21 protein-coding genes and 1 pseudogene are annotated in these 24,719 nt (G+C 43.3%); 12 read left to right on the top strand and 10 right to left on the bottom strand.

Annotated features, from left to right (window positions below; genetic code table 11):
- Window positions 1-117: 117 nt before the first annotated feature.
- Entirely contained in the window at window positions 118-549 is a 432-nt protein-coding gene (locus tag MPH60_RS18105; protein WP_101224419.1) for an Lrp/AsnC family transcriptional regulator, read from the top strand.
- Between the two features lie 128 nt (window positions 550-677).
- Entirely contained in the window at window positions 678-1,499 is an 822-nt protein-coding gene (locus MPH60_RS18100) for an STAS domain-containing protein (RefSeq protein ID WP_241591336.1), read from the top strand.
- 279 nt (window positions 1,500-1,778) lie between these two features.
- Here MPH60_RS18100 and MPH60_RS18095 read toward each other — a convergent pair whose 3' ends face one another.
- Window positions 1,779-2,303: a GNAT family N-acetyltransferase gene (locus MPH60_RS18095; RefSeq protein WP_241591339.1), complete on the bottom strand. Its 525-nt coding sequence runs from the start codon at window positions 2,301-2,303 to the stop codon at window positions 1,779-1,781.
- 168 nt (window positions 2,304-2,471) lie between these two features.
- On the opposite strand from MPH60_RS18095, the gene MPH60_RS18090 reads away from it, so the two are divergent.
- The 3 genes from MPH60_RS18090 to MPH60_RS18080 all read left to right on the top strand — a co-directional run bounded on the left by MPH60_RS18090 (window position 2,472) and on the right by MPH60_RS18080 (window position 6,291).
- Window positions 2,472-2,618 carry a hypothetical protein gene (locus MPH60_RS18090; protein ID WP_241591341.1) on the top strand — a complete coding sequence of 49 codons (147 nt, stop codon included), beginning with the start codon at window positions 2,472-2,474 and terminating at the stop codon, window positions 2,616-2,618.
- A gap of 115 nt (window positions 2,619-2,733) precedes the next feature.
- Window positions 2,734-3,699, top strand: a complete 966-nt coding sequence (locus tag MPH60_RS18085) for a quinone oxidoreductase family protein (RefSeq protein WP_241591343.1) — start codon at window positions 2,734-2,736, stop codon at window positions 3,697-3,699.
- Between the two features lie 789 nt (window positions 3,700-4,488).
- Window positions 4,489-6,291: a hypothetical protein gene (locus MPH60_RS18080; RefSeq protein WP_241591345.1), complete on the top strand. Its 1,803-nt coding sequence runs from the start codon at window positions 4,489-4,491 to the stop codon at window positions 6,289-6,291.
- Window positions 6,292-6,397: 106 nt separating this feature from the next.
- Here the strand turns inward: MPH60_RS18080 and MPH60_RS18075 are convergent, their stop codons facing one another.
- Window positions 6,398-7,090, bottom strand: coding sequence for an FHA domain-containing protein (locus MPH60_RS18075; RefSeq protein ID WP_241591349.1), 693 nt, complete (start codon window positions 7,088-7,090; stop codon window positions 6,398-6,400).
- A gap of 675 nt (window positions 7,091-7,765) precedes the next feature.
- On the opposite strand from MPH60_RS18075, the gene MPH60_RS18070 reads away from it, so the two are divergent.
- Both MPH60_RS18070 and MPH60_RS18065 read left to right on the top strand, forming a co-directional pair.
- Complete coding sequence (locus tag MPH60_RS18070) at window positions 7,766-8,191, top strand: hypothetical protein (RefSeq protein ID WP_241591350.1); 426 nt, start codon at window positions 7,766-7,768, stop codon at window positions 8,189-8,191.
- Window positions 8,192-8,527: 336 nt separating this feature from the next.
- Window positions 8,528-9,985, top strand: a complete 1,458-nt coding sequence (locus MPH60_RS18065) for a protein adenylyltransferase SelO (RefSeq protein WP_241591352.1) — start codon at window positions 8,528-8,530, stop codon at window positions 9,983-9,985.
- Between the two features lie 81 nt (window positions 9,986-10,066).
- On the opposite strand, the gene MPH60_RS18060 is transcribed toward MPH60_RS18065, so the two are convergent.
- A complete protein-coding gene (locus MPH60_RS18060; RefSeq protein ID WP_241591354.1) occupies window positions 10,067-10,495 on the bottom strand; it encodes a MarR family winged helix-turn-helix transcriptional regulator in 429 nt (142 codons plus the stop codon).
- Between the two features lie 118 nt (window positions 10,496-10,613).
- Between MPH60_RS18060 and MPH60_RS18055 the strand changes: the two genes are divergently transcribed.
- Window positions 10,614-11,201, top strand: coding sequence for an NAD(P)H-dependent oxidoreductase (locus tag MPH60_RS18055; RefSeq protein WP_241591356.1), 588 nt, complete (start codon window positions 10,614-10,616; stop codon window positions 11,199-11,201).
- Between the two features lie 55 nt (window positions 11,202-11,256).
- On the opposite strand, the gene MPH60_RS18050 is transcribed toward MPH60_RS18055, so the two are convergent.
- The 7 genes and pseudogenes from MPH60_RS18050 to nikC form a co-directional block, all read right to left on the bottom strand.
- A complete protein-coding gene (locus tag MPH60_RS18050; RefSeq protein ID WP_241591357.1) occupies window positions 11,257-12,582 on the bottom strand; it encodes a transporter in 1,326 nt (441 codons plus the stop codon).
- A 3-nt stretch (window positions 12,583-12,585) separates the two neighbouring features.
- Window positions 12,586-13,284: a response regulator transcription factor gene (locus MPH60_RS18045; RefSeq protein ID WP_241591359.1), complete on the bottom strand. Its 699-nt coding sequence runs from the start codon at window positions 13,282-13,284 to the stop codon at window positions 12,586-12,588.
- Entirely contained in the window at window positions 13,281-14,048 is a 768-nt protein-coding gene (locus tag MPH60_RS18040; RefSeq protein ID WP_241591361.1) for a sensor histidine kinase, read from the bottom strand. Before MPH60_RS18040 ends, MPH60_RS18045 begins: the two co-directional genes overlap by 4 nt.
- 88 nt (window positions 14,049-14,136) lie before the next feature.
- A pseudogene (locus MPH60_RS18035) lies at window positions 14,137-15,148 on the bottom strand (ABC transporter ATP-binding protein).
- Window positions 15,149-15,150: 2 nt separating this feature from the next.
- Window positions 15,151-16,173, bottom strand: a complete 1,023-nt coding sequence (locus MPH60_RS18030) for an ABC transporter ATP-binding protein (RefSeq protein ID WP_241591364.1) — start codon at window positions 16,171-16,173, stop codon at window positions 15,151-15,153.
- A gap of 12 nt (window positions 16,174-16,185) precedes the next feature.
- Window positions 16,186-17,106 carry a nickel ABC transporter permease gene (gene nikB / locus MPH60_RS18025; protein ID WP_241591365.1) on the bottom strand — a complete coding sequence of 307 codons (921 nt, stop codon included), beginning with the start codon at window positions 17,104-17,106 and terminating at the stop codon, window positions 16,186-16,188.
- A 12-nt stretch (window positions 17,107-17,118) separates the two neighbouring features.
- Window positions 17,119-18,021 (bottom strand): nickel transporter permease, encoded by a 903-nt coding sequence (gene nikC, locus MPH60_RS18020; protein WP_053536318.1) that lies wholly within the window; start codon window positions 18,019-18,021, stop codon window positions 17,119-17,121.
- Between the two features lie 210 nt (window positions 18,022-18,231).
- On the opposite strand from nikC, the gene MPH60_RS18015 reads away from it, so the two are divergent.
- The 4 genes from MPH60_RS18015 (at window position 18,232) to MPH60_RS18000 (ending at window position 24,530) form a co-directional block, all read left to right on the top strand.
- A complete protein-coding gene (locus MPH60_RS18015; protein ID WP_241591367.1) occupies window positions 18,232-19,788 on the top strand; it encodes a glutathione ABC transporter substrate-binding protein in 1,557 nt (518 codons plus the stop codon).
- Between the two features lie 66 nt (window positions 19,789-19,854).
- Window positions 19,855-21,363 carry an amidohydrolase family protein gene (locus MPH60_RS18010; RefSeq protein WP_241591369.1) on the top strand — a complete coding sequence of 503 codons (1,509 nt, stop codon included), beginning with the start codon at window positions 19,855-19,857 and terminating at the stop codon, window positions 21,361-21,363.
- Between the two features lies 1 nt (window position 21,364).
- Window positions 21,365-22,864: a chlorohydrolase family protein gene (locus MPH60_RS18005; RefSeq protein ID WP_241591371.1), complete on the top strand. Its 1,500-nt coding sequence runs from the start codon at window positions 21,365-21,367 to the stop codon at window positions 22,862-22,864.
- 100 nt (window positions 22,865-22,964) lie between these two features.
- On the top strand, window positions 22,965-24,530 hold the full coding sequence (locus MPH60_RS18000; RefSeq protein WP_241591373.1) for a glutathione ABC transporter substrate-binding protein: 1,566 nt from the start codon (window positions 22,965-22,967) through the stop codon (window positions 24,528-24,530).
- Window positions 24,531-24,719 lie beyond the last annotated feature (189 nt).

The raw sequence follows: 24,719 nt of genomic DNA, 5'->3' as shown, positions 1-24,719 counted from the left end.
TATATAAAAAGCAAATTCCCTAATACATAAGATAAATTACGTAATCATTTCATTTCTATTTATTTTATAATGTGTTTAGGTAAATTTTATTAATAATAAAAAGTGGGAGTGATTGAAATGGATCGAACGGACAAAAAGATACTTTCCTTGCTTGAGAATAATGGACGTATGTCCATGAAAGAACTGGCACATGAAGTTTCCTTAACGGCTCCAGCAACGAAAGAACGTGTGAATAAATTAGAGGAAAGCGGAGTGATAAAAGGATATAAAACCGAAATATCCCTTGAAAAACTTGATAGAAGCATAACAGCATTCATATTATTCGAAACGGATCGTTGCAAAGACTTTTATCAATTTAGCTTGAACCACCCGGAAGTACTGGAATGCCACCGGTTAGCCGGTCAATACAGTTATTTGATTAAAATAAGTACATTTTCCATGGAAACGCTGGAAGACTTCGTCGATGAAGCCATTAAATATGGGAAATCGTCCACACATCTGATTTTCTCTTCCGCATCGAAAAATGTTTTTTCAGGAGATGAAATCTAACCGGCTTTACCCCATTTACTTGACAACTTTTTAATATATGAGCAATTTGCAGGAAAAAACTCTACCCATATAGAAAGTAAATAGTAACAAAAATCACAGTTGTATGTTCAAAAAGGGAGTGGAGAAGAGTGAGTTTTGTTTATGATGAAGATAAAATAATGGAATTCCTTTTGCAGAATAAAAGTGAGTTTGAAGAATATCTTTTATCAGCAGCGGTCAATGTCAGGGATAAAATCGAAGAAATTTTACTGATTGGAAATGTCGACCTTTTGAATAATGCACATAAGCTCATTCGATATATAGTGGAACATAATGAAACGGATATGATTGCTTTTGCCGAAAAAGAGGGAGTAACTTGGGCAACCCACTCCTTGACGCTTTCATTCAAGCTGGAATGGATTCAAGCCCTTCGCAGAACGCTTTGGACCTTTCTTTATAAATTTGAACAAGATAAGAAAGCGTTTATGGAGGATTCCAAGGTCTTTTTTGAATTAGAGAAAAAAGTGAATGAAAGTGTTGATGTTTTTCTTAAATCCTTTTTTGTCAGTTACTCCGATTACAAAGACAAATTGATTCTCGCTCAGCAAAACTTGGTGGAAAATCTATCCGTTCCGATCATTCCCGTCACTTCCACCACCTGTGTCCTTCCGTTAATCGGGACAATCGATTATTCACGAATACAGATAATTGAAGAAAAGGTTTTGATGGAGATAGGTAAACTGCGGATACAGACCTTGATCTTGGATATGTCCGGTATCATCGAAATGGAAGTTGAAATGATCACTGATTTGATGAAAATCCTCGATGGAACGGCAATGATGGGGTGTAAAGCTGTAGTGACTGGATTACGCCCAGAGGTTGTTACGAAAATGATCCGTTCAGGGATTCAGCTCGATAATAAAGCAGAAACAAAGGGTACACTGCAGCAGGCGTTGAAGGACTATCTCTAAATCGTGAAGTGAGAGTCGCCATGTTTTGGTGACTTTTTTTTGTAGGTAATTTGGAATATTAAGGTAATTTATTTACTGTTTTATCACATTCTAATAAGTAAATAGAATAAGGAACGTGTGTTCTGTTAAGGGCGGAATCTAAGTTCCGGCCGGATTTCGAAAATCCACACCCTTTCGCCAACTGCCGACAAGCCTCATCAAAGCAAGCATTAAGCGGGGACTCGCCAGGCAGTTATCGGAAGGGATTTTTCAAATTTCTTCAATGGAGATTTTTTTGTTTCACTTCAGTAAGGAATAGACATATGTATCATGAGGGATGCCGTTTTGGTAAATATAACTCCTTAATATTCCTTCCTGGATGAAGCCTAGCTTAAGCAAGAGCGCACTTGATGGCTGGTTTTCCAGAAAAACGACCGCGCCGATGCGGGTTAAATCAAGGTCGTTGAAACCGTAAGCGATAATTTCTTTAAGAGCTTCTGACACAAATCCTTTGCGCCAATGTGCAGGATGAATTTCATAACCGATTTCCGCCCGTCTGTATTTGGGACTGTGGGCATGAAAACCGATGGTGCCAATCAATTCCTGCGTATCTTTTCTTTCAATTCCCCATCGTATCGCTCGTTTTTCCCGATGGTTTTTCGCAAAAGATGCTACAATATCCTTCGCCTGTTCGACATTTTCCAATGAGTCCTGGCCATAAAAGCGGGTGACTTCATCTTTTGATAGACATTGGAAAAGAGCTTCCGCATCACTTTCATGAATTTCCCGTAAGCGTAACCTTTCCGTATTTAATAAAGGAAACATCTTTTTTCTCCTCCTATATCAGTTTTCTATCTATTCGGGTTTCACGAAGGCTTTTCCTTTATTATGAAGTGCCTATTTTTCCGGTATTTTCGGTGGTAATCGGACAAGCTAACGTTAGATGCATGAAACAGTTCTACTTAAAAAGCAATAATGAAGGGGAGATAGATCATGGGAAAAAAACATCGCAACCGTATCGCTTCACCGAAAAAGAATAATCATATTCCGAAAGCGAATATCATTGCAGAACATGAAGCCCACGGTAAAGAATACTCTGCGAATAAACGAAAGAACGGTCCTGGCTCCAATACAGATTGAATAAACTTATGACCGCTCTAGCCTTTAATGGCAGGGCGGTCATTTATGTTTCTTGCCATCAAATGGTTCATCCTATATCTTTAAGAATGAAGAACTATTGAAGGGAGTCAGGATGATGAAAGCACTTGTCTTTGATGATTTCGGCGGGCCGGAAGTTCTGTCTGTAAGGGAAATTGCAGAACCTGAACATTCAAAATCAGCCGTGATTGTTCGAATGAAAGCAATCGGATTGAATTTTGCTGATATATATAGAAGGAAAGGAAATTATCATTTGGTGGGTGATCCCCCATTCATTCTAGGGTATGAAGGAGCAGGGGTCATTGAATATGTCGGGGAAGATGTCCATCATGTGAAAGTGGGTGATCGCGTCGGGTTCGCTGACGTTCCCCATGCCAACGCAGAGCTGGTTTCAGTTCCAGCTGATAAACTGTTACCGTTGCCTGAGGGCATTTCCTTTGAAACGGCCGCTTCCATTTTACTTCAAGGATTGACTGCCCAATATTTAACTCATGACAGCCATCCAGTTAAACAAGGGGAAACCATTCTGGTCCATGCCGCTGCAGGGGGAGTCGGCCAATTACTGACACAGATGATCAGGATGAAGGGCGGTCAGGTCATTGGCTTGACCTCATCAAATGATAAAGCGGCTGTTGCCAAGCAAATGGGTGCGGATCATGTTTTCCTTTACGAATCGGACTGGGTGGATTCCATTGAGGATATAACCGGCGGTAAAGGCGTTGATGTTGTTTATGAATCAGTGGGCCAAACCTTGATGGATAGTTTCAGTGCGACCAAGACTGGAGGAACTGTCGTATTTTTTGGGATGGCAGGCGGTGATCCAGAAAAAATCGACCCGAGAATGTTAATGGATACATCGAAGGCATTAATTGGCGGAGACCTTTGGAACGTCCTGACCACCCATGAAGAACGGACAAGAAGAACAGCTGAGCTATTCCAATGTATTCTGTCAGGGAAAATCCTCGTCAAAGATCCGACTCTTTTTTCGTTGGAAAATGGAGCGGATGCGCATAGACTTCTTGAAAGCCGGAAGAGTTCGGGGAAAATATTATTAATACCATAACAGGTCATAGGGCTTTCCATTCTAAATGGAGGCCCATTTCTTTTACCGTATAGCGGCCTGTCACATTCAATACCGTATTCATACTGATGATCAGAACATTTTTCAGTTCCTTTATACAGACCCATACTAAGACGCTTAGAATAACTCCTGATAAATGTCATTGCCCTTCCAGGGGTTATATGGCCTGCTGTCAAAAACTTAATGACCAAGTTGGCTTTTCCACAAGATCCAAATGAAACACACGAATTCAGAGGAGAAATCAATGGGACAATCACCAAACAACAATCGTCATTCTTCAATTCACAGGCTTTCGTTACAAGCTAAAAAAGAGAACGGGATTCGTTCACTTGGATAACATATAATAGCCGGGTTAGGTAATGAAGAGACAAACACTTTTTTAATGTCCTTGTGGTGCGGTGAATTTATTGACGATCTGCCGAAAGTACTTTTCTGTCGTTCCGACTCCTTGGGCCATCATAAGAAAGCGGACTCTGGATGACCCCGCCCCAATCACGCATTCAAACACGTATTGAATTCAGTGGAAGATACATTCCTTAATAGGTATTGGTAGGCTTCTTCATAAATCATAAGGCTTCGTCCCCTTTGACTTCCATCCTTTTCTAGATTCTATATAAACATTAAATCGGTAAAAGTAGCATCTTTGGTGTAAATTGTATTGAAAGTTTTTTGACGTTATTTCGATATATTTAAAAAATAGTAAATTAGTTGTACAAAAGTGATAAAATGGGTAAATGGGAACATACATGACAAGGAGAGATTTTTAAAACCATGATACTTTCACTACTCGGTTTCATCTTAAAAGGAATTTTAATGAAAATCCCATTTGCCATACTGGGACTTTCCTTGATACCGCAGAGATGGATAAACGCAATCACCAAAAAGGATATACCTTTTTTCATTGAACAAGTTCTGAGACTTTTAGTTTCTGCTGCCGTATTGTTTTTCGTTATCGATATCATGCTGCTGGATCTTACTGCCGCTGCATTTTTTTCGTGTTTTGCCATTATTCTAGGGCTCATTCTCATCATCGATTCAAGAATGTATATGTACAGTGCCAGTGAATCTTCAAGTAACCGACGGAATCGGAGGGGAAACGAAGCGGCAAAGCAGCCAAAAACACCTTGGAACGTACATTTCAACAGTTTGATTGGTGTCGTTTTGATATTAGCATGGGTCATCATGCTGTTTTACCCGCTCACTTTTGCCGCAGATCTGCATGGATTGGCGAAGGTTGATAAGAAAAAAGAGCTGGAAGAAGTTCAAGATATAAAAACCATGCCGCTTGTTACAGTGAAAATGGCTGACGCAAAAGGCGATGCAGCGATTAATAAAATAGAAAATGCATCATATTTCACTGAAGGGGAATACCGTCTAACCAATATCAATGATGAATTGGCCTATACTTCACCCATTGAAATGGATGGGTTTTTGAAAGCCGGGAAAGCGGAATACACGCCAGGTTATAATCTGATTTCCGCCGTATCGACGGATAAAGGGGCAAGTACTGTCAAAGGGAAGATGCTGTATGCTCCTTCACAGTACCTCGATCATGATTTGGAAAGGACCATCCGCAAGGCGTACCCGAATAAGATCATCCATGATTCATATTTGGAACCGAACGAAGATGGGAAGCCCTTCTTCGTGGCTTCAGTCGGACATTATTTGAAATACCGCAGCGGTCCCGTAGTGGACGGGGTGGTATTGGTGAATCCGGAAACGGGGGACACGAACTACTATCCAAAAGGAAAAGAGCCTAAATGGGTAGATCGGACATTCACATTGGAAACAGCCCTGGAATATTGGACCTACTGGGGAAAATATGTTCACGGGTGGAAAAACCAGTCCCTGATTGGGCCGAAAAAAGATGTCCTGATTCCTAATGAAGATAATATGCAAGTTACGTTTAACGAAAAAGGCGAATTGATTTATGTAGTGGACTTTACCCGGGCTAAATCAAAAGGCAACTCCAAAACCCTTGTAGGTTATGGTGTTTTCAATGCCAAGACCGGTGAAATGACGTACTATAAAGGCGTCACGTCCGTTCTGACTGGAAAGGAAGCAAAGTCCAACGCCAATGCGAGTGAGTTTTTGTCTAAGTATCCAGGCTGGAAAGCCACTAATGGAATTTTCTATACGATTTACGGTGCTCCCACTTATGTCATTCCGGTTACAAAGGGCAGCAAGTTCCAAGGTGTGGCGATCGTGTACGCCAATAGCGATAATCCCCAAGTGGTCTTTGGGAAAACGAAAGACGAAGCTTTCCGCAATTATAAAAAACTGATTGCCTCTTTAGGGAAAGTCAGCGGTGTGACGCCTCAAAAAGGCTTTGAGATGAAAGAAATAAAGGGGAAGGTACTAAGGATCAATGATGCCAATCTCTCAAATGGATACGTATTCCATTTAATCGTCGAAGGCAATGCCAAACGGTTCTCGGTGGACCCTGGTGTTAACGCGCTATCAGATATTGTGTTGACGAATGTAGGAGACCGGGTTGTGCTAAAGGTAATGGATATGGAAGAAGACATCGTTCCAGTGGATGAATTCACTAATCTGGACTTGCCAAAGAAATGATAATGGAATGGAACGGGTGGATACCTGCTTGCCATCCTCGATATAAACGTGAAAAAAAAGCATTGTTATCAGCAATGCTTTTTTTCATGTCTTCGAATGATTGTCATTATAAGTCCGATAGATTGAATGAATGGATGGATTCCATATAATATCCTTTTTGAATGACGGCTTTTATTGCGAAGTGTCCATTTATCCGTTTCCGCACCCGGTACAGGAGTGAAGCGATTTCTTCTGCCGTCACGATTTGCTCGGGATCACCGACTCTTTCTGGCCATACTTGCTGGACAATCTCTTCCTTTGAAATAAGGTTGTCCAAATTTTCATAAAGCAGCTTAAAGCAATTGAATTCCTTTGTCGGCATTTTAATGGGTGCTTCTTCATTGATGATCACGGTCTGAAGGTGCTCATTGATAGTGACGGTTTGCTGGAAATCTGGGTTCACCGGAGTGAAATCCCGTGTTAAATCGTTGTCGATGGAGATCATGAATTCAATCAATCCATTAACCAAAGTAATCGAATCCCCCGGTTCAATGTGACAGGAATTGCCCGGTGCGAGTGGGATCTGGTTCACCGAGGTACCGTGTTTGCTTGCCAAATCCTCAATGAGGAGCTGTCCATCTTCCATATAAATCCGGCAATGTTCCCTGGAAACAAAGTCATTGTAAAGCCTGAAATCAGCTTTGGAGTGCTGGCTTGCACGGCCGATAAGCAAGCTTTTCCCTTCAAAAACATAAGCGAATTCCTCGGTTTGGCCTTTGTGCAAGGCTCTTAATACAACCTTGAAAGTTTTATAGATCATTCACTTCATACCCCTTAAAAAGTCTGAATATTTAAATTATTTTTATGGATTTATCATTTTGGCTACATGGCTGTTTAGCGGGTTCAATCTTATAATTATAAATTATCAGTCGCTTACTTACTAACGAAAAATGAAAATAATACAAAATAGGCACAAAGCCATTATAACTTAGAGAAACGTTGGATGAAGAAAGTAACTCTATTTTTGCTGATGTTCGCTTTGACTGTGGGGGGAGTGCTTCCTAAAAGCCGAACAAGCAGTACCGGAAGAAGTTTGCGATGAAAATGTACCTTACGCTTGTGGAAAAGGAGTTGACCAAAGGTGAGTATGTGGAGAGATAGAATAAATGCCTTCAGCATCCTGCTGATGATCATTAGTATGATCGTATATATTATTTTTCCCCAGCCCTTTACCCTCATTCTGTACTGTATATTTGGCATTGCCTTTATCAGCCTGACTTTATTGAATTAAGCATATCCTTGAATGGGTGGAGGATGGAACCAAAAAGAAACGAGAAGAAACAAGCCTGCCGAATCAATGGCAGGCTTTTTTGATGCATAATGTTTCAGAATGAAATTATAACTATTGGCATATGTAATTGTAGTAATATTGATCGAGGCCACTAAAGTGAGTATTCATATCATGATTGAAAAAATGAGATAAGAGATTTTAATTATGAAAAAATTACTAGGATTAAAAGGAACCTTGCTGCTTGGACTAATCTTAATGAATGTTTATACTGACTCAAGAACAATGGCACGTGATGGACTTGAAATTAATACAACCTATTTAAAAAACTCAAAAGAATTATTGGCTAATATGAGTATCTCTGGCTATATTCAAAAAAAGAAAACGCTTGAAATAAAAACTATATTAAAAGGAAAAAATACAATTTCTATAAAGAAAGATCAAACTGGTAGTGAATTAGAATATATAATAATCGATTCAACGGGAGAAAAGGTATACTCCGAAAAAATAAAAGGAGATACAATTCGTTCATTTGAATCAATGTCAGGAGAAGGAATCATCAAAATAGTTTTAAGTAGTGGGAAACAAGTTGCGATGATTAATATAAATGAAGCTGAGCTTAATAATGAATAAAACAGACTCTTAAAATTTGTACTGGAGCTAAACCGCTTTACAAATGTATAGCGGAAGCTGATATTTAAAGGAGAAGAAGCAGGGACCCATTAAGGGTGCCTGCTTTCTTTCATTCTTAGAAATCGATGAGGATATTGGTGTTTTACAGAATCGTCTATGAAATCCCGGGGCGTTGATTTAACACGACTTTAAAAGAGCCATTTTTATACAGAAACGGTATAATTAATTGTTAGAAGTAGACATTAAAAAATGGACTGCAACTGAGTTTTATTGCGTGTTTTAACTAAATAGAGAAATAACCTTTATACAAAAGTCAAAATAAGAAAAGGAGAAATCATGACTAATGAAACAGGATGGAATTTAGACAATAGCTATGCACGTCTTCCGGAAAAGTTTTTCACGAGCACGAACCCGACTCCTGTACGTTCACCGGAGTTGGTCATTCTCAATGAGAGTTTGGCTGGAACTCTTGGTTTGGACGTGAAAAAGCTACAAGGCGAAGATGGCGTGGCGGTGTTTGCCGGAAACGAGGTTCCCGAAGGTGCTGCGCCTCTTGCCCAAGCATATGCCGGGCATCAATTCGGTCATTTTAACATGTTGGGGGACGGCCGGGCGATATTGCTTGGCGAACAGGTCTTGCCAGAAGGGGGGAGGGTCGATATCCAGCTGAAGGGTCCAGGAAGAACGCCATACTCCCGCGGGGGCGATGGCCGGGCTGCACTTGGACCGATGCTGCGCGAATACATCATCAGCGAGGCGATGCATGGGCTTGGCATTCCTACCACCCGAAGTCTGGCAGTGGTGACGACCGGTGAAACGGTGATCCGTGAAACCGGGCTGCCTGGTGCCATCATGACCCGTGTGGCTTCGAGTCATCTTCGTGTCGGAACTTTTCAATTCGCTGCAAAATGGGGCACGATCGAGGAACTCCGGACACTTGCCGACTATGCCATTAAGCGTCATTTTCCAGACATTGAATCCGATGAAAACCGTTATCTTTCGCTGCTGCAGGAAGTGGTCAAGCGTCAGGCTGAGCTCATTGCCCAATGGCAGCTGGTTGGCTTCATTCATGGGGTGATGAACACCGACAACATGACGATTAGCGGGGAAACCATCGATTATGGCCCTTGCGCCTTCATGGATGCCTATGACCCTGCAACGGTATTCAGTTCAATTGATAGACAAGGCCGCTATGCCTATGGTAACCAGCCGGTAATTGGAGGTTGGAATCTTGCTCGATTCGCTGAATCCCTATTGCCGCTGTTGCATGATGACCAAGATCAAGCCGTTACACTGGCCCAAGATAAGATTTCCGTTTTTAATGATCTTTATCACTCTAATTGGGTAGCGGGAATGAGGGCGAAGCTGGGGATTTTCAACGAAGAGACTCAGGATGAAGCGCTTATTAATGGCATCCTCAGTATGATGAAGAAGCATGGTGCCGACTATACTAATACGTTCCGTGCTTTGACCTTTGATAAAATGGAGGATACTGTCCTTTTCGGGACACCGGAATTCGCTCAGTGGCAAGAGCTTTGGCTGGCGAGACTGGGCAGGCAGAAGGAATCGAAAGAATCTTCAAATCAGTTGATGCAAAACAGCAATCCTGCCGTGATCCCACGGAACCACCGGGTGGAAGAGGCGTTGGAAGCGGCAGTGGAACAAGGGGACTACAGCGTGATGGAACGGCTTTTGAAAGTTCTTGCAAATCCTTATGCACACTGCGAGGAACAAGCTGAATACGCCGCACTGCCTGAGTCAACTAAGCCATACCGGACCTTTTGCGGTACCTGATCATAATGGAGATATTAAGGAGCTCCCGAGATTGAAGTTGATTCTTTGTCAACTTCAATCTCGGGAGCCATTTTTGTTTATTTAGTAAAAAAGTTTTGTTTGAAGAATGTCCAGGGCACGGGCAATTTCCGCTAAATCTTCATTTGATGCATGTTGCAGGCGGCTTTGGAAACGGGATTCTACGATAGCAAAAGTATCGTTCATCATCATTTCCCCCTCTTTGGAGAGGCGGATGTATTGTTTGCGTCTATCTACCGAATCACTTATTTTTTCAATTAAATTCTTTTCGCTTAATTTTTTCAGTTCACGGCTTGTGTTAGGCATGGAGATATGCTGACAGTCACTGATTTCACTTGGTGTGACAGGCTGACTGACTGTTATATATTCAAGAATTTTATATTGTACCGGCGTGATGGAATCAGATTTGGCGTTTTGGGTCAATTCGTGTGTCACTTGATGTACGGAAGTCGTAAATGTGACCATTTTTTCAAAAAGAGCTTTTTTGTCCATAACTTTCACCTCTCATGTGAAGATATCAAAAGTGTTATCAAAATACAATTATCATTTGACAATAAAAAAGATGCTGTTATATGATTGTTATCAAATGATAAGTAAATGGGGGTACGTCATGAACATGCTGATCATCTACACATATCCAAATCATAAAAGCCTAAGCCATGCTTTTTTAGAAAAAGTCATCAAAGGAAGTAAGGAGAACCCGAACATAAAGGGGCTGCAGGTCTTGGATTTATATGAAGAGGGCTTCAATCCGCTCTTGGAGTTCAATGAGCATAAACGAAGGCGTGATATGCATCGTGATCCTCAGCTTGAAAAATATAGAAATCAAATGACCTGGGCCGACAAGATTGTCTTTGTCTATCCGATTTGGTGGGGGAGGCCTCCGGCAATGCTGATGGGATACATTGATCAATTATTTTCCGCGAATTTTGCCTACAGGGATAAAAAGGGATTGTTCCCAGAGGGTCTACTAAAAGGAAAGTCTGTCGTATGTGTGTCCACGATGAAGGGACCAGCAAAGTATCCGCTTCTCTGGCTGAATGATGCGCATAAAATCTTGATGAAAAGAGCACTATTCAATTTTGTCGGAATCAAAAAAGTGAAGTTTTTTGAATTCGGAAATATGGAAAGTCCAAAGGGGAAACAGACCCAAAAGCTAGAAAAGGTTTATCGGTATTTCAGAAAGTTGGCAAGTTAAGTTATTCCGAGATAATAAGAAGAACCCCATTCATAATGAATGGGGTTTGCAGTATTTATGGTTTTGTTTTCACGAACCTCCATTTGTTCTTGATGAGGGTAAGGATCATACAAATCACCATGATCGTCAATGAAGCCAATCCGCTGAACCATATGCTTTGGAATTCACTTACATAAGGCCGGATGATGTATGAAGCCAAAATGGCCAGGACCGCGCTTATCGGTATGTAGTCAGGGACTTTCCCTTTGTTGAATACGATAACGAGGATTGGTGCAAGTAATGCCGAGTATATATTGCCTGAGTAAAATAAGAGCTCCAACAGGTTGGGTGAGTAGAAGAGTGTAGCGATGAAAACCAATCCTCCAATACAGATTGAGAGCAGGCAGGCCATCCTTATTTTTTGCTGGTCGCTTTTTTTTGGTTGTAATGGTTCAAGAATATTGGCTACAATCAGGCTTACCAATGAATGCAGGCAGGCACCGAATGTGGAGGTGATTGCACTGAAAGCGCAGAGTACAAACAGGATGAAAAAGAATGGTGTCGTGATTTTGTTTGCCAATCCAGCCAGGATCGAGTGTATATCAGTGAAGCCGCCGGTAAAGATAACCATGATGAACAGGGATGAAAAGGAGAGCGGGAATATGATCCAAATAAGGCCGGATAAAGAGAATGTTAAGGGAACCTTTTTCATTTCCATCATGAATAATCGCTGCCATGATGTCAGGTCAAAGAAAAACTGGCCGAACCCAACAAGAAGACCAGCTAAAAGAAAACTCCATAGATCATACTTATTGATGACAAGCATGTATGGATGGTATAAACGAATCCCATCATAAACAGGCTGAATCCCTTCCTTGACGAAAAAGTATAAAGGAATTAAAATTACCGCGGCAAACATGAAGACGACCTGAAAAGCTGCGAATCCATGAATGAGCTTTAACCCGCCGAACCCAGCATAAAGGACACAAAAACCGAAAAAAAAGAACAGCCCGACATAAAGCGGTGTATCGAAAAGAAACTGACATAGAGTGGACGCGGCCATTCCCTGAATGAATAAAATGTGTAAGCTGGTTATGACCAGAATCACGATCAATATCCAATATCCGAGGGGATTGAGCCGGGCTTTTAAATAGTCCCCGATGGTCAAACCCACTGGGAAATCCTTCCGAACCCTCTTCCCGATGAAGCTGAACATGGACAGGGCGATCGCTCCCATCAGGGCGTATCCGATCCCTCCGAAAACTCCATACTTCACCATCGATTCGGGGGAGGATAATATCGTGGTTCCTGTCACCCAGCGTGCCAGGAGGGAGATGATCCCTAAACCCATCCCGATTTGAATGGGGCCTTGTACGTATTCATGAAATGTACGTGATCGCAATGTTCATTTTCCTTTCTCGCGGAACTCCTTGGGCGTGATTCCCTCTATCTTCCGGAATAAAGTGCTGAAATAATGCTGGCTATTGAAACCCGAGTTTTCAGCGACGTCTGATATGCTCCAGCTGGTGTTATTGGTTAAGGCCCTTTTAGCGGCCTTTATTCGATAGTGCATTAAATATTCCGAAAAGGAAGTGCCGACTTCTTCATGGAATTTCCTGCTTAAATAAGTCGGATTGGTATGCACTTCATGAGCGATGTCCGAAAGGGAGAGTTTTTCAGCATAATTTTCATGAATGAATGAAAGAGAATGGTGAATAAGGGTTGAATAGTTATGGGAAGATTCCCTTTTGTCATACTTGGCCAGGACTTTATGCAAATCACTTTCTATTACAGGTTTTGTCAAATAATCAACAACGCCTATCCTGATGGATTGCTGGGCATAATCGAAACTTTGATGTGCGGTCACCATGATGATTTCGACTTCTTCGTTCAGTGCCCTTAGGTCTTCACCAAATTCAAGACCCGATCGCCCCGGTAGATTAATATCCAGGAAAGCGAGGTTGATTTTATGATTTTCGTTGAGGGTCAGTGCCTGACAGGCATCAGCAGCTTTGTAAAACTTCCAAAAAGGGTATATGGACTGAATCATATATTCCATTTGTTCAAGGACCAATGGTTCGTCATCAACTAATAATACATTCATTCCGGCTCCGCCTCCTCCAATTTCTTATCAAAAACCAGTGGCCATGATACCTCTACCTTAGTTCCCGATTCAGTAGATGCTATATTCAATTGTGCACGGTCATTGAAGTACAAATATAAACGCTTTTGGATATTATCCAGGCCATGGCCGCCTTCGTCCGTAACGAAAGTTTCCTTTCCCATTAACCCATTATCCGCCACTTCCAGATACACCATCTGCGATTCCAGATAAAACCGTATATGCAGCAGGGCTTCACCCACTTTTTTTTCCAAACCGTGTTTAAACGAATTCTCCACCAATGTCTGAAGAATGAAGGGGGGGACAAGTGCGATTGCTAATGGTTCCGGGCAATCCATATCAATCTTGAGCCGATCACCGAAGCGAAGGCTCTGGATATCGAGATAATGCTGGGTATACTGAATTTCCTGGGAAAGGGGGATCAATGGCTCTGATGCTTTATATTTGAATTTCAGGAATTGCGAAAATGCCTCTAAGGCCCGTATCAATTCAGCCGTCCTGTTCAGGCGGGCCAAGCCCAATATGACATTTAGTGTATTAAACAAAAAGTGTGGCTGGATTTGTTGGTTCAATTTATTATATTGTGCTTCCTGCAGTGCTTGCTCCAGGCGAATCTCTTTGTTTTTATTTTCAAGCAGGTCGATCCTTTTCTCGAATATGAATAGAAATAAAAGAGCGATAGCTCCCATGATGGGAGCTAAAATGAAGAGCATGATAATTAAGGTGAATCCCTCGTAACTTAGCATGGAGAACCTCTGCTGGTTATATTTTTAAATAACTTGAATTATTCTGTTTATTAGTATCATACTAAAGACCCCTCCGAAAATCTACAGCTTATGACACAATGTGACAAGCCACTTGATGGTTTTGTGCCGATCGTTTCAGTTCGGGTAGCTGTGTTTTACAGATATCCTGTACAAAAGGGCACCGTGTATGGAAGCGGCAGCCGTTTGGAGGGTCGATGGGTGAGGGTACATCACCCGTCAATAGGATCCGTTCTCTTTCATGTACAGGATTCGGTACTGGGATGGCCGATAGCAATGCCCTTGTATATGGATGCTGCGGCTGTTCGAAAATGGACTTTTTATCGGCTATTTCGACTATCTTTCCGAGATACATGACCATCACCCGATCCGAGATACATGACCATCACCCGATCCGAGATATGCCTGACCACGCCTAAATCATGTGAGATGAAAAGAAAGGTAAGGTCGAACTGGCGCTGCAAGGATTTTAATAAATTCAGCACTTGCGCTTGGATGGAGACATCCAGTGCAGATACAGCTTCGTCACATATGATCAATTTTGGGTCCACTGCCAGGGCCCGCGCAATCCCGATCCGCTGTCTCTGGCCGCCGCTGAATTCATGCGGGTATCTTTCCATGGATTCAGGTCTCAGCCCTACATGTCCCAATAATTCTTCGATCCTGCTCTTTCGTTTTTCTTTAGGGACTACATTTTGTATCGCTAAAGCTTCCCCGAGGATTTGGCCGATCGTCTGTCTAGGGTTAAGGGAGGCAAATGGATCTTGGAAAATGACCTGCAGATCCTTCCTGGTACGCCTCATTTCTTTTTTGCCTAAACTCAGTAAATCCTTATCCTGAAAGTGGATGCTCCCGCTCGTCGGTTCATCCAATCGAAGGATGGCCCTGCCGGTAGTCGATTTTCCGCAGCCGGATTCGCCGACTATGCTTAAGGTTTCACCTTGTTTGATATCGAAGGTAATGTCATCAACGGCTTTTACATGATTGATGGTTCTTCCGAAAAATCCTCCCTTGATCGGAAAATATTGCTTCAATTGATCCACTTTAAGCAGAACCTTTTTCTCTGCAGCTGATACACCCATCATTAAACCCCCACCTTCTCTTGAGTGTCATATTCCTTCTCCCATTGGGGCGTAAACATCCAGCAGCTGACCTCGGTGCTTGGGCCGATAGCTTGGAGATCCGGTACGGCTTGTTCACAAATGCTTTTCGCATGGGCACAGCGGGGAGCGAAGCTGCATCCCTTGGGCATGTTGTAAGGACTTGGAACGGTCCCGGGAATTGTAGTCAGTTCTTCCTGGTCCATGTCAAGACGCGGAAGGGAATTCAATAAGCCGATGGTGTAAGGATGTTTTGGGTTTGTGAATATTTCCTTGGCCAAAGTGTATTCAACGATTTTCCCTGCGTACATGACTGCAACCCGATCACAGGTTTCGTATACGACACCCAAATCATGAGTGATCAAAATGACAGCCGTCCCGAAATCCTTTTGCAGCGTCTTGATCAGTTCGAGGATTTGGGCTTGGATCGTCACATCCAGTGCTGTTGTCGGTTCATCCGCTATTAAAACCTCAGGGTGGCAGGCAAGTGCCATGGCAATCATGACCCTTTGCCTCATTCCCCCGCTTAGCTCATGCGGCTCCTGTTTTGCCCTCTTTTCAGGTGAAGGAATCCCGACGAGCCGAAGCATGTCGACCGCTTTATTCCATGCTTCCTTTTTTCCCAGCTTTTGATGGAGCCGGATCGCTTCCGCAATTTGCTCGCCCGCTGGATATACGGGATTCAATGATGTCATCGGCTCCTGAAATATCATCGAAATTTCATTCCCGCGTATGGAACGCATCTGTTTTTCAGACTTCGTAAGCAAATCCTCCCCTTTAAAAAGGATGTTGCCACCGGCAATCTTACCGGGTGGCGATGGAATGAGCCTTAATAATGATAATGATGTTATGCTTTTTCCGCTTCCCGACTCCCCGACAATTCCAAGCGTTTCCCCTTTATTGAGGGAGAAACTGATTCCATTGACTGCTTTACTCGTACCTTCATCAGTGAAAAAGTGGGTCTGCAGATTTTTTACCTCCAGTATTTTATCAGCAACCTGTTTCATCATCCTGCCTCCTTAGTTCAAGTCTATTCTTTTGTTAAAGTATCGATAGAGGACATCCACTGCCAAGTTCATGAAAACGAAAATGACGGAAGCGATGAGGACCCCGCCTTGGACCATCGGCAAATCCCTCGTTCTGATTGCATCGACTATCAATCTCCCAAGTCCATTGATGGCAAAAACGGACTCTGTCAATACCGTGCCGCCAAGGAGTGCACCGAACTGGAGGCCAACGACGGTGATGACGGGGATGAGCGCATTTTTCAGGCCATGTTTATAAATGATGATATATTCTTTCAATCCCTTGGCTCTTGCGGTCCGGATGTAGTCCTGGCGAACGACTTCAAGCATGCTCGACCTGGTCATCCTGGCAACGATGGCCGCACCGCCGGCCCCAAGGGTTATGGCTGGGAGAACCATATGGCTGAAAGTTCCCCAACCTGAAACCGGGAACAAATGAAGGTTGACGGAAAAGAAGTAGATAAGCATGAGGCCAAGCCAAAAGCTAGGTAACGAGATTCCCAATAAAGCTACGATCATGATGGTAATGTCAGCTGCCGAGTATTGCTTGGTGGCCGAGATGATTCCTGCGATCATTCCAAGCACGACGGTTATGAATATGCTGGCAAGTGCCAGTTCAAGGGTGATGGGCAAGCGGACCATGATTTCGTCCAAAACAGGGCGGCTGCTGCGTAGTGATTCCCCGAAGTCACCTTGGACGGCATGAAGGACATAGTCAACGTACTGATAGAGGATTGGACGATCCAAGCCAAGCTCATGCCGCAGCGATTCAATCGTTTCTTTAGTCGCTCCTTCACCTGCAAGCAGTGTTGCCGGATCTCCCGGGACCATTTGCATGATGAGGAACACAACAAGACTTACTCCCAGTAGTACCGGTATCGTTTGAAGTACCCGTCGGATAATGAATACGAACATTTTCTCTCCTCCTTATTTTTTCATTCTTGGATCCAGGGCATCTCTAAGTCCGTCCCCGAAGATGTTGAAACCAAGTACAAGTGTTGATATCGCTATCCCCGGAAACAAAGCGATGTGGGGGGCACTGAACAAATAATCCCGGCCGCTGCTCAGCATCGCTCCCCATTCTGGCGATGGCGGCTGGGCTCCCAGTCCCAGGAATGACAATCCGGCAGCCGACAGAATGGCCGTTGCCAGACGTAAAGTGGCTTGAACGATGACAGGTGATAGAATATTCGGAAAAATATGTTTGCAGATGATCGTGAAGTCAGTCGCTCCCAATGCACGAATGGCATCGATATATTCCAGCTTCCTGACTGACAATGTGGAACCGCGTACAATCCGGGCAAACATCGGTATCGAAAAGACGCCGACCGCTACCATTACATTGATTAAGCTCGGACCAAGGGCACTAATGATGGCAAGAGCGAGCAGTATTCCCGGGAAAGCCAGCAGAACATCGACAATCCTCATAATGACGGTATCGATCCATTTTCCGTAATAACCGGCTGTTAACCCGAGGAGTATGCCAATGAACGCCCCGAAGAATACAGAGACAAATCCAACCGTTAATGAAAGCCTTGTCCCATATAATAATCTGCTTAAAATATCCCTTCCCTTATCATCCGTTCCCATCCAATGTTCGGCTGACGGAGGCTGGAGTTTGTTGACCAAATCAATTTCATAGGGATCCTGCGGTGAGATCAAAGGGGCAAAGATAGCCAATAAAATATAAAAAAGTACGATGTACCCGCCTACCAATGCCAATTTATTTCGCTTGAATTTTTTATAAAAGGCTTTCCAGTGTCTTAGTTTCGGAGATTTTCTTTCTTTTACATTCAATTCGGTATTATTGATGACGACCTCTGGCTTCATTGGATTTCCTCCTTTTCTTTCATTCAATTTATTCAAAAAAGGTATTGAAGTAAATATGATGCGGAAAAGCAGTAAAGATAATTAAAAAATGAGTAAAGATTCTGAAAATATAAAATTCGGTTTTTTTTTATAATTTACAGTAAGCCCGATGTACTCATAGCTGAAAGTTACTTGGAGAAACAAAGGGAGGATGAAAAGGGAGGAAATAGAATGAGAAAAGGTATGATTGGGTTGCTTTTTGCTTCTTTATTAAGCATCTCATCCGTTTTATCAGGTTGTGCAACAGAAGAAACCGGCAGTAAGGAAACAGTAGAAAAAGCGAAAGAAGGAGGTACGCTGATCGTCGCGCGATTATCTGATGCGACCACCTTGGACCCTCATTTCATAACAGACATTCCATCTGCAAACGTCATTTATGAAAAGGTTTATCAAACATTGGTCGTTCCTGACAAAAACATGAATCCTAAACCGCTGCTCGCAAAAGAGTGGAAACAGCTGGATGATGTCACATGGGAGTTCAAATTGCAGGAGGGAGTCAAATTCCATGATGGGGCCCCATTCAATGCCGAAGCGGTGAAAACCAATTTCGACAGGATACTGGACCCGGCAACAGCTTCGCCGCAGGCTGGTAAATTGGAAATGATCAAAGAAATTAAAGCCGTTGACGAAACGACCGTACAATTCAAGCTGAAATATCCTTATGCTCCGCTGTTATCGATTTTAGTGAGTAATGAAGGAAGCATCATCAGCCCTAAAGCGATTAAAGAAAATAGTGACAAATTGGCTCAAAACCCCGTTGGGACAGGGCCATTCATTTTTAAATCGTGGAAGCCTGGTGAAGAAATCACACTTTCGAAAAACAAGGATTACTGGGGGGATAAGCCTAAGATCGATGGGGTTGTATTCAAGGTTGTCCCTGAAGATGCCACGAGGATTGCAATGATTGAAACGGGTGAAGCACATGTGACCGATCAAGTGCCAGTGACGGAGATTGATAGAATCGAAGCTTCGGGCACGATGGATTTATATCGCACGGAGGGACTTGCTGTTGAATACTTAAGTTTCAATGTTAAGAAAAAGCCCTTTGATGATGTACGGGTCCGTAAGGCGGTCGCTCATGCCATCGAGGTCGATTCCATCATCAAGGGCGTTTATAACGACGTCGGTACGAGGGCAAATTCAACAATGAGCCCAAAGGTGTTTGGTTATGATCCTGATATTAAAGGCTATGACTATGATATTAATGAATCGAAGAAGCTCTTGACTGAAGCGGGGGTCAAGGATGGTTTGGAGTTTACATTGACGACGAGTGATCGTAAGGAAAGGATCAATATGGCCGAGGTGATTCAATCCCAGTTAAAAGGAATTGGAATCAAGGTCAAGATTCAAGTCCTTGAGTATGGGGCTTACATTGACGCGACAGCCAAGGGCGAGCACCAGGTAGCGATAGGCGGCTGGGGCAATGCCACCGGGGATGGAGATTATAATCAATACAATCTTTTCAATAGCAAATCCCAAGGTGCTGCAGGAAATAGTGCATTCTACAGCAACCCTGAAGTGGATAAATTGATTGAAAATGCACGTAAAGAATCGGATGGCGATAAACGTAAGGAACTATATTCGAAGGCACAAGCAATGGAAAGGGAAGAAGTTCCATATGTTCCTATCCGTAATTATGAACACTTGGCCGTATATGGCGGGACGGTTAAAGGACTTTGGCTGAATCCGGCAAATTATTTAATGCTTGATGACGTAACCGTGAAGTAGGAATTCATCACAAAAGGAAGGCAGCATAAGGATGTTATGCTGTCTTCTCAATTAGGAGGGGAAAATATGATAGATTTACTGCTAATCCATGGGACCGTGATAACCATGGATCAAAACAGGAGAATTCTGCCGGATGGCGCCGTCGCCATACATCAAGGGAGGATTTTAGCCGTAGATTCGACCGATAAACTGAAATGGAAGTATGAGGCAGTAAAAGTCATAGATTGCAGCCATCAGTGCATATTGCCTGGATTGATAGATGTTCATGGGCATGGGGGGCATTCCATGTTCAAAACGATCGCAATGGAGAATATTGATTTTTGGATGCCCATCATGACGAATACGTACAAGCATTTTGTTACGGATGACTTTTGGTATTACGAAGGAAAGCTATCCGCCCTTGAGAGATTAAAGGCTGGCGTGACGACCGGGGTGAGCGTGTTAGGATCCATGCCGCGGTCCGATGAACCGATTTTTGCCATCAATCATGCTAAAGCATACGCCGAAGTGGGAATTAGGGAAGTGGTATGCACGGGTCCTTGCAATCCTCCATGGCCCCATTCGTTCAGCCGGTGGATCGACGGAAAGAGAGTGGTAAAGGAATTTTCCTATGAAGAAGTATTACAGGGGGCAGAAGCTGTAATCGAGGCGCTGAACCATGCAAATGAGGACCGCACGAGAGCCTTCATTACACCATTTGTCATCGTTACATCAGTGGATCCCTCCAATCCTACATCTCCTGACAGGCTTTATGGGCTGACTGATCATGACCTGTATCAAGCGAAGAAAATAAGGGAGATTGCCAGGAAATATAATACACGCATTCACTCTGATGCCTTTGGCGGGATGATTCATTTAGCGATACAGGATAAGGAAAATGCCCTATTGGGTCCAGATGTCCATTTACAGCACTGTCGGGGCATTTCCTTCGATGAGGCTAGAATACTGGCAGAAACGGGTACCAACATCAGTGCATCACCTGGATTTGGCCAGGTTCATGCCCGTACCCCGATAACTGAATTATTGGAGTTGGGTGCAACTGTGGCAATCTCCACGGATGGGACTTCCCCTTCCACAAGTTTCGATATGTTTCAGGCGATGAGGAAAACACAGTTTGTTCACCAGGCCGCCCTTAGGGACTACTATTATTTACCGCCAGGCAAGCTGTTGGAAATGATCACGATAGATGCTGCGAAATGCATTGGCTGGGATGATGAAATAGGCTCCCTTGAGATCGGGAAAAAAGCGGATGTCATTACGGTCAATCTGCATCAGCCTCACCTTACCCCTGAATTCATGCATGTTCACCGACTTGTATTTCAAGCAGTGGCGAATGATGTGGAGCATGTTATCGTGGATGGGAAATTGATCATGGAAGGGAGGAATGTACGGACGGTCCATGAAAGTACAGTGCTGGACGAAGCGAATGAGGAGGCCTTTTCGACGATAAAGCGTGCGGGGCTTGAAAAGTACATGCAACCGACGAAATATTTCTGGGGCCATGCCAGGGCATATGTAGATGAAAAGCGATATGACGAAAAAGAAGACACTGCGGCGATGGTGAAAGGGGAATAAGATGAAAACCAAGCTTAAAGGAAGATATGTAATTGGTTATGATGGATGCGATCATGTCATATTGGAAAACGCTGAAATCGTTTATGAAAAAGACACGATTCTGTATGTCGGAAAAAATTACCCAGAAGAAGTGGACGAGGTAATGGATGCCGGTAATGCCATTATCAGTCCCGGTTTCATAGATTTAAATGCATTAGGGGACATTGACCATGATATTTTACATTTTGAAGCCGGTGCCGACAGACAGAAAAACCTTCTCTGGTCAGAGAATTATATAAAAAGCGGACATCCTGAATTAATGACAGAGGAAGAAGAAGCTTTTAAATCACTATATGCTTATTCACAGCTCATTCTTCATGGCGTGACGACGGCGATGCCCATTACTTCCGTTTTTTATAAAGGTTGGGCGGAAACCTATGATGAATTGGCAGCTGCGGCAGAGCATGCAGCTGGATTGGGGTTAAGGATTTACCTTGGCCCAAGTTTCCAATCAGGAATGAGAGTCGTTCAGCCAAACGGGAATATTAAACTGCATTGGGATGAAAAAGCCGGTGAAGCGGGATTACGGAAAGCGGTCGAGTTTGTAGAAAAATTCGATGGAGCCCATGAAGGCATGGTCAGAGGGATGCTTGCTCCTGAACGTATAGAGTCCCAAACGGCAGATCAATTAAAACAGATTAAATATTACAGCGAAAAATTGAATGTACCGATAAAGCTTCATGCTGCACAAGGAAGTTTTGAATTCAACACCATCTGGAAAGCCCATCATGTTACACCGATCCGGTATTTGTACGATCTTGGGTTCCTCGGTCCAAGAACAGGGATCCCCCATGCCCACTTTATTTCAGGATATAGTAAAGCGAAATATGGCCAGGGGGATGACTTGGCGCTGCTCCGAGAAACGAATACAACGGTGATTCATTGCCCTTTGATCATCGGGAGGCATGGGGAGGCGTTGGAATCCTTCACTAAATATAAACGGGCTGGGATCAATATAGCCCTTGGAACGGACACATTCCCTCCGGATATGTTCCAGAACGTCAGGGCCGGCAGCATGCTCTCACGGCTGGTGGAAGGAGAAACGGGAGGCTCTGTCTATGCCGATTTCTTTCGGTCAGCCACACTTGATGCGGCCGCTTTTCTTGGCAGGAACGATCTAGGACGCATCGCAGCGGGAGCCAAGGCGGATATCATCGCGATTGACCTGGACGGTTTCCATATGGGGGTAATCGATGATCCCATTCGAACCATGTTCGTAAGCGGGTCTGGAAGGGATGTTAAATTATCGATCATAAATGGAAAGGTAGTCATGAAGGATCAAATAATCCCCAAGCTTGATTTAACGGAAATCAAATATAAGGGGCAACAATACTTTAATAAGATGAGAAGAGGATATATGGAAAGGGATTATCAGGAGCTTCCCGAGAAAGAATTGTTCAAGCCGTCATTCAAGGTCGTGGAATCAATAAGCGATACAGAAGCCATTTATGAAAACAAGTAAAGAAAATGAAAAACATAGTAAAGATATTCGAAAAGAATAGTCAGAATATTTCCTATAATTAGATAAGTGTTCAAAAAATGAAATTGGGAGGTCGAAGTCCATGGGGTTAAAACGTGGGACAGGAAAGTTTTTTCTAGTCATGATTATGGCCATCATCATTACGGGCTGTTCTTCTAACAATGACGTAAGCACAACAGCAAGTGATCCGAACAAAGCATCAAACGAAGGGGGTACATTGGTCATTGCCCGCTTATCCGACGCCGAGAATTTGGATCAGCAGTTCATGTCCACGATTAACGCCGCTAGCGTCACTCACCATAAAATCTATGAAGGTCTTGTACAACGGGATGAGAATAGTGAGATACAGCCAATGCTAGCAGAAAAATGGAAGCAAATAAATGACACGACCTGGGAATTCAAACTTAGGGAAGATGTAAAGTTTCATGATGGCACGCCATTTAATGCAGACGCAGTAAAAAAGACGTTTGATCGACTATTAGATCCGTTGGTCGCTTCTCCGAGGGCGGTAGTGTTCGAAATGGTAAAAGAGGTTAAACCGGTTGATGAATTTACCGTGCAATTCATTTTAAAGGAACCATTTTCCCCTCTTCTTTCCGTATTGGCGAATCATGAAGGCGGAATCATCAGTCCGAAAACGATTGAAAAGTATGGCAAAAAGATTATCCAGGAACCGAATGGAACCGGTCCTTTCGTTTTTGATTCATGGTCCCCAGGCCAGGAAATCATATTGACGAAAAACGATAGCTATTGGGGAGACGAGCCAAAAGTGGACAAGGTCATCTTCAAGGTCGTCCCCGAAGACTCCACGAGGATATCGATGATAGAAACCGGTGAAGCGCATATCGCAGAGCCTCTTCCTGTAGCTGTCATGGACCAGGTGGAATCTTCACCGGCAATGGATGTTTACCGCAGTGAAGGGTATGGAACCGAATATTTAGGCTTCAATGTCAATAATGAACCGTTCAATGATGTAAAGGTACGTAAAGCCATTGCCCATGCCATTGAAATGGACTCGATTATCAAGGGTGTCTTTAATAATGTGGGAGTGAAGGCGAACTCCTTGATGGGCTCTAAAGTATTCGGGTACAACGAAGAACTCGAAGCCTATGATTACAACCTGAAGGAAGCGAAGAAACTGATGGCTGAAGCAGGATATTCTGAGGGCTTGGATGCAACCATCCTGACAATGGACAGTAAAGAAAGAGTGAACTTGGCCGAGGTTTTGCAATCCCAACTGAAAGGGATCGGAATTAATTTGAAAGTACAGGTCATGGAGTACGGTTCTTTCGTGGAACAAGTGAATAAAGGGCAATCGGAAATGTTCATCATCAGTTGGAGAAACGCGACCGGGGATGCTGATTATAATCAATATAATCTTTTTCATACGGAATCTCAGGGGGCGGCCGGCAATACATTCTTTTACAGCAATCAAAAGGTTGATCGTTTAATAGACGCCGCCAGGAAGGAAAAAGAAGAAGAGAAGCGCAAAGAACTTTACGCAGAGGCACAGGAAATCGAGAAGGGCGACACCCCGTATATTCCTGTAAGGGTCATAGAAAATGTTGCTGCAGTCGCGAAAGATGTAAAAGGATTTTCAATCAGCCCTTCAGGCTATCTGGAGATAAATGACGTAACGATAAAGTGATGCAGTTTGTAGACGAAAGGCGTTCGGAAAACAATCTTTAATCAAATGGTGTTCGCGAACCAATTGACCCATGGTAATATTTTCATTTCCTCGGTTATGGTTATTATCTAAATGTTTTAACAAAGTTGTTGGACAGGGATTGGTGACCGAAAAGTGAGGGGAAGGTCGAAAAAAACTCGTGAACGGTCG

Source organism: Peribacillus sp. Aquil_B1, from assembly GCF_022603275.1.
Lineage (GTDB): Bacteria > Bacillota > Bacilli > Bacillales > DSM-1321 > Peribacillus.
Note: the sequence above shows the minus strand (reverse complement) of the source record. Positions and strands in the feature narration are given on the sequence as shown.